Here is a 12,255-nt window from a genome sequence, read left to right as displayed (position 1 = left end):
TGGCGGCCAGTGTGCTGGTATGAGACGGACCCCTTCACGCGCACGTCCTGCGCCTCTAAGTCCGTGGCTCGACGTAGAATGACGACGTACCCTGCTTTAGCGAACGCGGAGTGATCCACATGCCTCTTATGGACGAGTCGACTCCGCTCGGAGCTCAGATCGCACGTGATCATCGACGTGCGGAGCGACTTGCGTCGACTTCCTTTCCCAAGCCCGAACACACGCGAATCCTGACGGTTGCGAACCAGAAGGGTGGCGTCGGCAAGACGACGACAACCGTCAACATCGCAGCGTCGTTGGCTTCGCACGGGCTGGAAGTCCTGGTCGTGGATATCGATCCCCAGGGAAACGCCAGTACTGCCTTGAGCATTGACCATTCGGTGGGTGTGGACGGGATCTACGAGGTCCTCATCGACGATTACGACATCGCGGATGTCGTGAAGCAGTCTCCGGAGTTCGAATCCCTCACCTGTGTGCCTGCGACGATCGATCTGGCGGGTGCGGAGATCGATCTCGTCTCGAAGGTCGCAAGGGAGATGAGGCTGCACCGTGCGCTGACGAAGTATCTGGAAGCGCGGGATGCCGCCGGACGCCGTGTGGACTACGTACTCATCGATTGCCCGCCCAGCTTGGGCCTTCTGACAGTGAATGCGTTCGTCGCTGCGCAGGAGGTCTTCATCCCGATCCAGTGCGAGTACTACGCATTGGAAGGTGTCAGCCAGCTGCTCAAGAGCATTCAGATGATCCAGGAGCACTTGAATCCGGAGTTGTGGATCTCGACGGTGCTGCTCACCATGTACGACGGACGTACGCGGTTGAGTGCCCAGGTCGCTGAGGAAGTGCGCACCCATTTCGCTCACCAGGTACTGGACACCGTGATCCCCCGGTCGGTGAGGATCTCTGAGGCACCCAGCTACGGGAAGACCGTCATCGCATACGAACCGAATTCCTCCGGTGCACTGTCGTACCGCGAGGCGGCTGAGGAGATCTCTGTGAGAGGAGTCAGGAATGGCTGAGAAGCGTCGTGGACTGGGCAGGGGTTTGGGCTCACTCATCCCCAGCCAGGAACCCGGCCGGCCATCCGATGTCTTCTTCCCTCGCGGCGAGCGTTCGACCGATGCCGCTGTAGACGGGCCTGAGGAAACAGCGAAGGAACGTCGCTCGTCCGATCCAGCAGAGTCGATGAGGCGTGCACAGGCAGGGCGTCGCTCTGCTGCGACGAAGCGCACCACCCGATCGACCGGGTCGGCAACGACAACGGCGGCCACGGAGACCACTGCCGAAAAGACCACTACCGGGAAGGCCGGTAGCAAGGCAACGGCTGGTAAGACCACTGCTGGTAAGTCCACAGCCAGCAAGTCGACGGCCAACAAGTCGACGGCCAACAAGACCACCGGCAGCAAGACCACCTCCAGCACGGCCACTGGCACGAAGTCCACAGCCAGCAAGTCCCCTGCCAGCAGCGGCGCGGGCGGCAAGGTTGCCGCCACGAAGAAGCCGGCCGGATCGAAGGCAGCGAGTCGAGCTCCTGATGGCGAGCCTTCGAATGCGAAGGATTCTTCAACAGGGAATGCGGAACCTGTCGGCGCTGCCGGTAGCAGCGTTGTCGCTGAATCTGATGGTCTTACCCGTGATCCTACTGCTGATCTGTCGAACGATCACTCGTCCGACGCAACAACCGAACATAAAGACGATCAAGATACGAATAATAATTCAAACAAAGAAGTAGCGGCGCCGCCGGTAAACGAGGAGCGGTCCGGTACTGAAGAAGCCACCGAGCCAAGCGTCGACGGGGTCTACGTTTCACGTGAAACCGTGCAGACCCACTCCTCGTCAGAACCCGCTGCAGGTGTAGCAGTTCGCGATCTCCAAAGCGGCGATACTGCGTCGACGGAGTCCGGGGGTCCCGCTCCGGAAGGAGCTGAAGCCTCCCAGACCGCCGTTTCACGTGAAACTGATGAAGACGATGGCTTCGACGATCTGGTTCCTGTGCCGGGGACGACGTTCGGAGAGATCGATCTTGATCTGATCCGTCCGAATCCCCGTCAGCCGCGTGATGTCTTCGACGAGGACGCCCTCGACGAACTCATCACCAGCATCAGAGAGATCGGCGTCCTGCAACCGGTTGTGGTGCGCCGGCGGCCGGAACTGCCGGGTCATTACGAACTGATCATGGGTGAGCGTCGCTTCCGAGCCTCTAAGGAGGCCGGCAAGAAGACCATTCCCGCGATCGTCCGTGCTACCGCCGACGATGATCTTCTTCGAGACGCGCTCCTCGAGAACCTTCATCGTGTAGACCTGAACCCGCTGGAAGAGGCAGCCGCGTACGCTCAGCTCCTTGAAGATTTCAACTGCACTCAGGAGGAGCTGTCCGCTCGTATCGGACGCTCTCGTCCTCAAATCTCGAACACGATCCGACTTCTGAGGCTTCCCGCGATGGTTCAGAGACGTGTGGCGGCTGGTGTTCTGTCCAGCGGACATGCCCGTGCTCTTCTGGGATTGAGTGACGGTGCAAATATGGAAGTGCTCGCGCAAAGAGTCGTGGCGGAGGGTTTGTCGGTAAGGGCCACGGAAGAAGCGGTCATTCTTCTGAACCGCGGCGACCGCGTGACCGTTTCACGTGGAACACGGGACACGCACCCAGAATTAGCTGAGCTGGCTCGTTCCCTCGGTGATCGCCTGGACACACGGGTGAACGTCGTGATGGGCAAACGTAAGGGCAAGCTGTCTGTCGAGTTTGCGAACGGTGATGATCTGTCACGGATTCTCATGCTGCTTGGCCTCGATTCTTCATCACAGCCTGAGTAGCACCGCTCGCGGTAAGGCGGCTATCGACAAAACGTCGATAGCCGCCTTTTTCTTTGGCTCCATCAGCTGAACAGCGTCCCTCTCGCGAATATCACAGTCGGTTTGCAATGCTTCCTGTTGCCGAGGACGACGCTTGGACGTTGGGACGCAGATAGTTCTTCGTCCTGAGGACGAGGCTTCCCCACGCGCACGGTTCGTGTGTTTCACATGAAACATTCTCCCTCTGTTCCATAGCATGCTTATTGAAGGGCCTGGGGATCGTGTAGACCACGGACAATCGCATCTGTAAGAAATCGTTTGCTGCATGACACCGGCACTGTGGGTAAGCCTAGTGAGAGCACCGATCGCCACATGTGTGTCCGGAGTACCCGTTGTGTTGGGGCCCCCGGGAGATGGAGGAACATATTCTGCCCCCGAGTACGCTCGTTTCACGTGAAACAATCAGGGGTTCAAAACCCTTCGACCTGCTTTTCGCCAGAATTTCACGAGTCGTCTGTAGGGCTCGCCATCGGTAAAGCCCGGTCGTCGCCGGTTGAAGAGCAGAACGCGCGTCGCCGGATTATTCGGTCCGCGAGCGCAACGCTCGAGTGGTGTTTCACGTGAAACAAGAAGATCAAAGGTACGTCGAGGGTTTTTAGTACTTAGTTGAAACGCGTGTTTTGATAGACGGGCGTTGAAGGCGTCACTGAGAGAGTACTGCAAAGTTGGCTTGCCGCGTGGTGTTTGGTCAACCATAGGTACGGTGAACCAAGCCCGCGTCCCGACTAGTCTCCTACGATACAGACCGATTGGTACGGCCCTTCGTCTTCCCCCGGCGTTGTTCCCGCAACAAGCATGTGCTCGGAAGGCGTTTCACGTGAAACATAGTAAACAAGTTCCCATGAAGGGTCTGCGATGGCCACCGGCACGGGCGAATACGTCAGCTGCCATGGTGATGGTGACCGGCTGGTTTTCTCGAGGCGCCCGCGGTGGGGTCCTTGTGCGGTCCGAACGACGTGGCCCGCCTCGTGTTGCCGTTGCCGATCGTGTGATTTTGGATGGGGACTGTTGCGCTGTCGCGACGGGGAAAGTAGATGGGTTATGCGGCGCCGCCATCGTGTGAACGCTTGTCACCCAAGGAGACGCTTACGCTCGTGCAGACCGTTTCATGTGAAACATCTACCCCGGGTTTCACGTAAAACATCGCCTCCGGACGGCTCAATGACGTCTTCAGTATTCTTTTTTCCGGACGTGCGTGCTTCTGAGTGTAAGTGGCTAAAGGCTATACACGGCCCGGCACCGGTGTCCGCTCTTACCGTCGAATCTGTCGACCGGAAGTCTATGCCACTGTCGCAGAAGCCCGTTAGGGATCTTTGAGCTTCTCTTTCAGCGGTGTGTACAGCTCTCTCCTACCGCAATCTCGATCCGGCATTCTCGCGCGTTGAGAGCTGAGTGGACTTCAAATCCTCTAAGCTGGGCGCATTGGAGACATCGATATCACTCGTCGGCGGTTTGACTCGCGAACTACTTCATAGGCGCATTGAGTTTCACGTGAAACATCGAGTCCCACATGGAACGCGACGTCGAGCTCTTTGACACACCGTGCTTCAATCACCCAGGTATTGGTTTGTTCAGGTCGACGCTTGACTGAGTGCGTCGCACGTAGTGGATCCCGCACACCTGACGATCGAAGCTGCAATCCGTTGGCTATCGCGTTGGGTGGCTCTTCGTGTCGCGTTGGCCGTGGCACGTTCAGCAACGCGACGGTGCTGAAATGCTGCTGTCTGTGTTCCACGTGAAACTTTGGCCGGGAGCGTTCGCTCGACCGGTGGCGGCTCGAGGAGTATGCGAGCTGCACGCTCCGCCACCGCCCCCATGTAATGATTGCTGTCTGCTGGTGTACACGTTGAGCGGAGCCGTCGTGCTTTCAACGCTGAGAAGAGCGGATACTTAAGCGCTGCGTGGCTCGCTACCTGGTGTCTTCTTCTCGCGAGAGACTCTGATAGACGCGCGACACTAATAGGTGGGAGGGAACTATTGAGGCCGAGCGCCTTGGATCCGGACGGCGTGTTTCACGTGGAACACGCGGAGCGCCGGTGAGGATTACGACGATTTGCGATCGAGCATCTCACGGAGGGCGATAAGATCAACGGCGCCAGTGTCCGGATCGACGGCCTCCGTCAGATAAAGCCGCTGAAGCGACACGGCGACCGATTCTGCAATCGAATCTCGCACTCGGGCAGAGTGGAGACGGTCGCGATCGCCTTCGTGTGTGATGTACCCCACGACAATGTGGACTGTGGGCGTGGAGTATTCATGCAATGACTTCCAGGACCGCGCATGTGTGCCGCAGTCCCTGAAGTCGGTTCGTGACAGGATTTCGCGCTGAACGAGGTCTGCCAAACGCTTCCCCACCGGCGACGGCTGCCCGTTCGCGGTGCCGAAGTAGAAAGTGGCGAGCCCGTTGGCAGAAGAGTTGGTGTGCATGTCCTGCGACACGCTGATGAGCGTTGAGGCTCGGGAATCGAGGAGGTCGGATGCACCCTGCTTGGTGCCGTCCAGAACGAACGGGGATGCTCCTACCGCGGCCAGGCGTCCAGCGATGCGCTGCGCGATGTCGGCCGAATAGTCGCTCGACTGCGATTCGTAGGTTTCGATGAGCGTCGCGTCATCAGTCATCGGCAACTGGGGCGCTGCGTCGATGACGAACGTGCGGCCGGCCAGCGAGGGGCCTGACGATTGCAGCCTCACCTTCTCTTGGAGTGCGAAGATGCTGCCGGACGCGCTCCCGCGTGTCACTGCATCCAGGCCGCGCAGGGTGCGGGGGCCGGCGACGCCGTCCACATTGAGGCCGAGGTTCTTCTGCAGCTCGCGCACAGCGGCGTCAGTGGTCTCGGCGAAGATGAAATCGATCCGTGCGGCATACAGTCCCAGGCCGGACAGCTTCTCCTGCAGCGCTGCCACATCATCGCCTCGGAAGTTCCGCACGGGGTCGAAGCGCAGGACACGATCGCCCAACTGATGGCGTGCAAGTTCGATCTGGTCGAAGGTCTGCTGGCCGAGGATCCCGTCTGAGAAGAGGCCCCTGCGCTGCTGGAAGTGTCGAATCGTCGCGTCCAGTGCTGCGTCGAAATCAGGGCTGGAGGCATCACCCACGGAGTATCCCAGGCGAGCGAGCTGTGCCTTCACGGTCAGGAGGACCGTGTCGGAGGCTCCGAGCTGGTAGGTGGCGTTGTGGGGTGTCATCGATCTCGTCTCTGGAGGGGTGGAATGCGCTCCCTCACGGGTATCAGCGGCTCTCGCACATCAGGCGCCCGTTGATAGTACAACGGACGCCTGATGTCTTGCTGAGGACGAAACTCGTTCAGCCCAACAGCGGCTGGATCTCCTCCAGCAGTGCCGGCTTGGGCCGTGCACCGATGATCTGCTTGACGACTTCTCCGTCCTTGAAGACGTACAGAGCCGGAATCGACGTGATGCCGTACTGGCCGGCCGTCTGCATGTTGTCGTCGGTGTTGACCTTCACGACCTTGAGCTGGTCAGCGAGTTCGTCGCCGATCTCGTCGACGATCGGCGAGACCATCCGGCACGGTCCGCACCAGGGCGCCCAGAAGTCGACGAGCACAGGCTTGTCGGACTTCAGGACCTCGTCAGAGAATGTCGCGTCAGTGACTTCCAGGGACATATCGTCCTCCTCAATGCCCGGTCACTTGCCGGGCGAACGGGATGGTCAGTGGATCATCCAGGTGGTGATGGATCAGGCGTTGGCAGGAGCCGTCGCGGCCTCCGCGGGTGCGGGGGCCGCCTGGGGCCGGGACGCGAGGTAGTGTTCCGCATCCAGTGCAGCGGAGCAGCCGGAGCCGGCAGAGGTGATGGCCTGGCGGTAGACGGGGTCGATGAGGTCGCCAGCTCCGAAGACGCCCTCCATGCTGGTGTGGGAGCCGCGTCCCTCGACGTGGAGGTACCCGTCGTCGCGGATCGTGAGGGCATCCGCGAAGAGTGAGGTGCGCGGATCGGATCCGATCGCCACGAACATGCCCGTGACGGGAAGTTCGCTCGTCTCGCCTGTGATGACGTTGCGGATCGTCAGCCCTGTGAGCGAATCCTCGCCATGGACTTCGGCCACCTCCGAGTCGAAGAGGAACTCGATCTTCGGATCGGCCTTCGCCCGATCCTGCATCGTCTGCGACGCGCGCAGTTCCTGGCGGCGGTGGACGACCGTGACCTTCGACGCGAAGCGGCTGAGGAACGTGGCTTCCTCCATGGCGGAATCGCCACCGCCGATGACGGCGATGTGATGGTCACGGAAGAAGAACCCGTCGCAGGTGGCACACCAGCTCACCCCGTGACCGGAAAGGGCCTTCTCGTTCGGGATGCCGAGTTCGCGGTAGGCAGAACCCGTCGCGAGGATTACCGCTTCGGCCGTGTACCGGCTCCCGAGGCCGGTGACGAGGGAGTGCGCTCCCGGCTCGAACGTCAGTTCCGTGACGTCGTCGTACACGACGGTGGCACCGAAGCGTTCGGCCTGCTTGCGCATCTCCTCCATGAGGTCGGGACCCTGCACACCCTCGGGGAAACCGGGGAAGTTCTCCACGTCCGTCGTATTCATGAGTTCTCCGCCGGCGGTCACGGAACCGGCGATCACAACGGGCTCCAGGTTCGCTCGAGCGGCGTAGATCGCTGCGGTGTATCCGGCGGGTCCGGATCCGACGATCACTAGACGATGATGGGTTGTCATGTCCCTCCTACACTTGTCACGCAGGCAAACACGATGTTCGTCTGCGATATTCCACGTCCGCCACCGGACTCGATCGCCTGGGGTGGGGCGACCCCTGCTCAGCTGATGTCGACCTCGTCGATCATGACCCGGTACCCGTCGCCTTCCGCTGTCGCTTCCGTGAACCAGATGAAGACGTACCGCGCAGTGGCCGGCTCATTGAGTTCGACCGTGGTGTTCCCATCGAGCTCCACCGACGCCACAGTCGTCGCGTCGTCGACGTCATCGGAGTCTCCCACGCGCACGTCGAGGAGAGTGGTCCCTTCGGGGGCCAGCAGGTCCAGCTGACTGACGAGTGATTCCTCCTCCAGCTCGATGGCCAGGCCCAGCCCCGACTTGAGACCGCCGAAGGCCGCGGAGTTGTACCTCTCGCTGCGCCAACCGCCCTGCACTCCGGGCAGCACGTTCTCCGCCTCGTCCGAGTTCTCCTCGTCGTCGCCTTCCGGATCGATCGCCTCGACCCCCACGATGACGGGTTCCGGGCCTTCGGGCTCTGCTTCCTCCGATGGCTCCTGCTCGTCCACGGGTGCTTCCTGTGTGGGTTCTGCTTCGGGTTGAACCTCGTCGTCCGCTGAACCGCCGAAAGCGAAGATCCCGATGACGACGACCGCGACCACGAGAAGCAGAGCGAGCACGAGGAACGTGATGCGGCGCCTCTCCCGGGCGCTGCGGGATCCGGTGCCCGGCCCGCTTCCGGGCGACGAGCCCCCTCCAGCCGCTGATCCGGTGGCGGCGGACCCGCCGCTCGTCGCATGTGCGGACGCAGCAGCTCCTCCAGAGCTTGACGCGGCGGCGGACGATCCGTTCGTGGATGTCGTGACAGCCGGTGTTGCGGGCGCCGTGCCCTGCGATGACGAGCCGCCGCCGGTGGCGGAACCGGCCGCAGCCGCTTTCGCTGCGCTGGACTCCTTCTGCACGGGCCTCGTCGCCGTCGTCGCCCGAGAACTGCTTCCAGCGGAGGCCGCGGTGCCCTGTGCAGCCTCACGATTCGCCGCTTCTCGCTTCGATGTCTCGCGCTGGCGTGACGTCCGTGCCTCCGCTTCGAGGACACGGCGTCGAGCAGCCTCCGCCCGTCGCCTCTCCAACGCACGTTCACGCTCGAAGGCGACGCGCTGCTGTTCGACTTCTTCCTCACGGGTGGTGAAAACGCCCCCGAGGAACCACGAACTGTCGTCGTCGGAAGCGGAGTCGTCCTGCACGGCCGGCGACGTGACGGTGTCCGCAGTGGCACCCGGGGCCTCGCCGGTGTCGTCGGACGCGGCGCCGTTCGCCGCGGCGGCACCGTCTGCTCCTCCCGAATACTCCGACAGGTCAGGGATGATCGGCATCTGCTGGGTCGAGACATCCTCCGATTCGCCCCACAGAGCGTCCCGGTCGACGATGGGAGCAGTGACGTTGCTGTCGTACTCCCAGGCGGAGAGGTCTTCGTACTGGGAATACGTCTGTTCGGGCGTCCACTCCTCCACATCGGAGGACGCGAGGTCGTCCGCGCTGAGCGGGAAGACGCTCGCCTCACGCATCTGCAGCTGGTCATCGAGCTTCGTCGCGACGCCGTCCGACCTGCCGGCGGAGTAGCCCGAGGTGCCCGGTCGGGTCATCCCGATGCGTGCGAGAGCAGCCTGGATCTGATCCGGCGTCGCCTGCCGTTGCGGTGGAGCGGCCGGGGTGACAGGACGTGCCGGGGTCGTCGTGGGGCGCGCGCCCGTCTTGCCCATGCCGATCGTCGACGATGCTGCGCCGGTGCTCGTCGCCGCCGCGGGCTTCTTCACAGGGGGCGCGGTGTTCGCAGTCGGTTTGGCGCCGACAGCCCCAGCACCCGCTGAGGTGCTGATGGTGCTGGTCGGCTCCCGCTCTGCGGTGCTCGGAGCCGTTGAGGTATTCGCGGCCGCTGCGGAGATCGAGCCACTGACGGCATCGTCGGCAGTGCCGCTGGAAGCGGCTGATGCCGCTGCCTCAGGATCGTCTTCGTCAGCGGTGTCGTCAGCACGCGATGATTCCGTGGTGAAGAGTTCTTCGTCCGGAAGTGGGGAACCCTCGAGGTCGGCGAGTGTGTCCCGCTTCCACTCGCGAAGATAGCGGACGATCTCGCCCGGAGAACGGGGACCGGGGTCGCTGTTCGACGTGATGCCCGTCAGGAAAGCGGTGAGGTCCTCCGGCAGGTCCCTGCGGAACGCCTCGATCGCGACGACACGCTGGTTCTTCCGCGGAGCGGCAGCGAGCCCGGCACGGGATTCCGGCTTGGGCCACTGTCCTGACAGGCAGGCGTAGAGGATGTCGACGACCGCAAGAGCGTCTTCGCGCAGCGCCGTCGTATCGGTCTGGACTTCGAGGCCCAGGGCCACTTCGGACAGTGCCGCGTCGATCGCGATGCCGTGCACCACGACATCGCCGTCCGCCATGATCCCGATCGATTCCGGTCCCAGGCAGCGGTGGTGCAACCCGCGCCGCCCTGCATGCACCAGGACTTCGGAGACCTCGCCCGTGATCGCACGTGCTTCCTCCGGACCGATCGGGCCGGCTGACAGGACTTCTGCCAACGACGTGGCGGCGGTCCGCTCGCACACGACGTAGACGATCGACCGGTCCTCTTCGAGTTCCGCGGCCCCCACGTCGAGGACGGACGGAACACGAGGATCGTTGACGAGGGCGAGTCGTCTGCCGGCGTCCTTGAGATCACCGGCGAGGTCTTCATCAGCGGCGTAGAGGATGACGGGGACGTCGAGAATCGCATCGAGCGCCAGGCATACGACACCCGCGTCGGGTGCATCGGCGAGCCAGGGCTTTTCGATAGCGGAGACGACGTACCTGTCGGCAATGACAGTACCGCGCTCGATCCGCACCTGATGTCCTCCCGAAAAAAGCTCTCGCCGCGATGGGCGATCATCACAGGCGTCCCCACAGTTTATCCCGACCGATGTGCGTCGTCTGGGAGCTCGATGTCACGAATCCGCCACGAGTGGATCTCAGGTGTGAAACGAGCCGGCCTCAGGACGGGGGTCTGTGGCGGTTCAGAGTCCGATCTTCGTGCGGACGGTCGCGATCGTCTGGTGCAGCTCGCGCACCCGGAGGACGTAGCAGACGCCCAGGTACACCGCGAGCATGATGGAGCCACCGACCGCGCAGACGACGAACGCGCCGAGCCTGCTCGAATAGAGGCCGTCGTCGAGGTAGTGCATGCCCACCGCTCCCACCCCGGCAGACACGAGTGCGGCAACGGTGAACTTCAGATGCGACACGATGAGGTCCTTCGCACCCAGCCGCGCCAGCTTCCGCCGCAGCAGGAACGCGGACACGAGTGCGGCGAAGACGTACCCGATGCTCATCGACGCGCCGATGCCCGCGACGATCCAGGCTCCCGGCAGCAGCGTCCCGGACGCCACCACCCCGATCGCGGTGAGGACGACCTGTGGGACCTGCACCCAGAACGGGGTCTTCGCGTCCTCGTACGCGTAGTAGACGCGCTGGAGGAGGTAGTTCGCGCTGAACGGCACCAGGCCGGCCACCATCGTCGCGATGACCGGACCGATCGCACGGGCCTGGTCGAGGGGGTCGAGGCCGCTCTCGGCATCCAGGGCACCGCCGATCAGCATCGCCGCCGGCGTTGACAGGGTGATGAGGACTGCGGTTGCGAACACGTTCACGAGTCCGACGAGTCGCAGTCCCAGACCCAGCGAGGACCGGACGGAGGCCGTGTCGTCGTCCGCGGCGTAGGTGCTGAGCGACGTGAAGAGAGCCGTCGCGAGCGATACCGCGATGAGCGAGTGCGGCAGCATGAAGATGAGGTAGGCGAGTGTGTACGCCGCGAGCGATGCCTGCGGCTCACCCGATTCCGACGAGGCCGACGCCGCGACGCGGGACGTGACGATGAAGCCCAGCTGGCCGACGAGGACCGCGCTGAACGTCCAGGTGGCGATGCCTCCCGCGGTCCCCAGTCCCACCCCGCGGAAGCCGAAGGTCGGACGGAAGCGGAATCCGATCCGCCGGAGGGGCCACAGCAGGATGAACGCCTGCGCGACGACGCCCAGTGTTGCGGTGCCCGCGAGCACCGCGATCTTCGTGACGTCCCAGGTGCCGACGGCGTTCTGGACGCCGCCAGCGCCGAACAGTGCGATGAAGGCGCCCAGTCCCGCGATCGCGACGACGTTGTTGAGGACGGGTGCCCACATGTAGGGACCGAAGTTCGAGTGGGCGTTGAGCACCTGCCCGAGCATCGTGTAGAGCCCGTAGAAGAAGATCTGGGGCAGGCACCAGTACGCGAACGCGATCGCGAGTGCCCGCTTGTCCTCGCTCCAGGCGGGTGACGAGTACAGCCGGACCAGCAGCGGGGCCGCGAGGGTGGCGAGGACGGTGACCCCCGCCAGCACCATGACCGCGAGGGTGAGGAGCCGGTTGACGAAGTCCTGCCCCCCGTCCGGCCGTTTTGCCGCGCGAATGATCTGCGGGACCAGCACCGCGTTGAGCACACCGCCGGCCAGCAGCATGTAGAGGTTGTTCGGGACCTTGTTGGCGACGTCGAAGGCGTCTGCCGCGCCGCCCACCGTGACACCGATCGCGGTGGCCAGCAGCGTCGCCTTGACGAAGCCGAGGATGCGCGAGATGAGGGTGCCCGCGGTCATGACCGCAGAGGATCGGGCGAGGGATGAGAGCCTGGCGGCCACTGACGTCCTTCCGCATGGGGTGCAGGTCTGAGC

7 protein-coding genes and 1 pseudogene are annotated in these 12,255 nt (G+C 63.1%); 2 read left to right on the top strand and 6 right to left on the bottom strand.

Annotated elements, in window-relative coordinates; genetic code table 11:
• The first annotated feature begins 119 nt into the window (after nt 1-119).
• Together JFC09_RS01485 and JFC09_RS16810 are read left to right on the top strand one after the other, a co-directional pair.
• Nucleotides 120-1,016, top strand: coding sequence for a ParA family protein (locus tag JFC09_RS01485; protein ID WP_198392210.1), 897 nt, complete (start codon nt 120-122; stop codon nt 1,014-1,016).
• Nucleotides 1,009-2,808, top strand: coding sequence for a ParB/RepB/Spo0J family partition protein (locus JFC09_RS16810; RefSeq protein WP_198392209.1), 1,800 nt, complete (start codon nt 1,009-1,011; stop codon nt 2,806-2,808). The genes JFC09_RS01485 and JFC09_RS16810 overlap by 8 nt, the downstream gene beginning before the upstream one ends.
• 2,082 nt (nt 2,809-4,890) lie before the next feature.
• Here JFC09_RS16810 and JFC09_RS01475 read toward each other — a convergent pair.
• The 6 genes and pseudogenes from JFC09_RS01475 to murJ form a co-directional block, all read right to left on the bottom strand.
• Nucleotides 4,891-5,751 (bottom strand): N-acetylmuramoyl-L-alanine amidase, encoded by an 861-nt coding sequence (locus JFC09_RS01475; RefSeq protein ID WP_332839642.1) that lies wholly within the window; start codon nt 5,749-5,751, stop codon nt 4,891-4,893.
• An 87-nt stretch (nt 5,752-5,838) separates the two neighbouring features.
• Nucleotides 5,839-6,033: pseudogene (locus tag JFC09_RS16805) on the bottom strand (peptidoglycan-binding protein); the annotation flags it as partial.
• Between the two features lie 118 nt (nt 6,034-6,151).
• Nucleotides 6,152-6,472, bottom strand: a complete 321-nt coding sequence (trxA, locus tag JFC09_RS01470; protein ID WP_198392207.1) for a thioredoxin — start codon at nt 6,470-6,472, stop codon at nt 6,152-6,154.
• Between the two features lie 72 nt (nt 6,473-6,544).
• On the bottom strand, nt 6,545-7,525 hold the full coding sequence (gene trxB, locus JFC09_RS01465) for a thioredoxin-disulfide reductase (RefSeq protein WP_198392206.1): 981 nt from the start codon (nt 7,523-7,525) through the stop codon (nt 6,545-6,547).
• A gap of 98 nt (nt 7,526-7,623) precedes the next feature.
• A complete protein-coding gene (locus JFC09_RS01460; RefSeq protein ID WP_198392205.1) occupies nt 7,624-10,404 on the bottom strand; it encodes a protein kinase family protein in 2,781 nt (926 codons plus the stop codon).
• Between the two features lie 168 nt (nt 10,405-10,572).
• Nucleotides 10,573-12,222, bottom strand: coding sequence for a murein biosynthesis integral membrane protein MurJ (gene murJ / locus JFC09_RS01455; protein WP_198392204.1), 1,650 nt, complete (start codon nt 12,220-12,222; stop codon nt 10,573-10,575).
• Between the last annotated feature and the right edge of the window lie 33 nt (nt 12,223-12,255).

It is taken from the genome of Brevibacterium yomogidense (assembly GCF_016107685.1).
Lineage (GTDB): Bacteria > Actinomycetota > Actinomycetes > Actinomycetales > Brevibacteriaceae > Brevibacterium > Brevibacterium yomogidense.
The sequence above is the reverse complement of the archived record's forward strand: the minus strand, read 5'-3'. Positions and strand labels throughout refer to the sequence as shown.

Coding starts and splice junctions, on each gene's coding strand:
- JFC09_RS01485 (WP_198392210.1), top strand. CDS start 120: ATGCCTCTTATGGACGAGTCGACTCCGCTCGGAGCTCAGATCGCACGT.
- trxB (WP_198392206.1), bottom strand. CDS start 7,525: ATGACAACCCATCATCGTCTAGTGATCGTCGGATCCGGACCCGCCGGA.
- trxA (WP_198392207.1), bottom strand. CDS start 6,472: ATGTCCCTGGAAGTCACTGACGCGACATTCTCTGACGAGGTCCTGAAG.
- JFC09_RS16810 (WP_198392209.1), top strand. CDS start 1,009: ATGGCTGAGAAGCGTCGTGGACTGGGCAGGGGTTTGGGCTCACTCATC.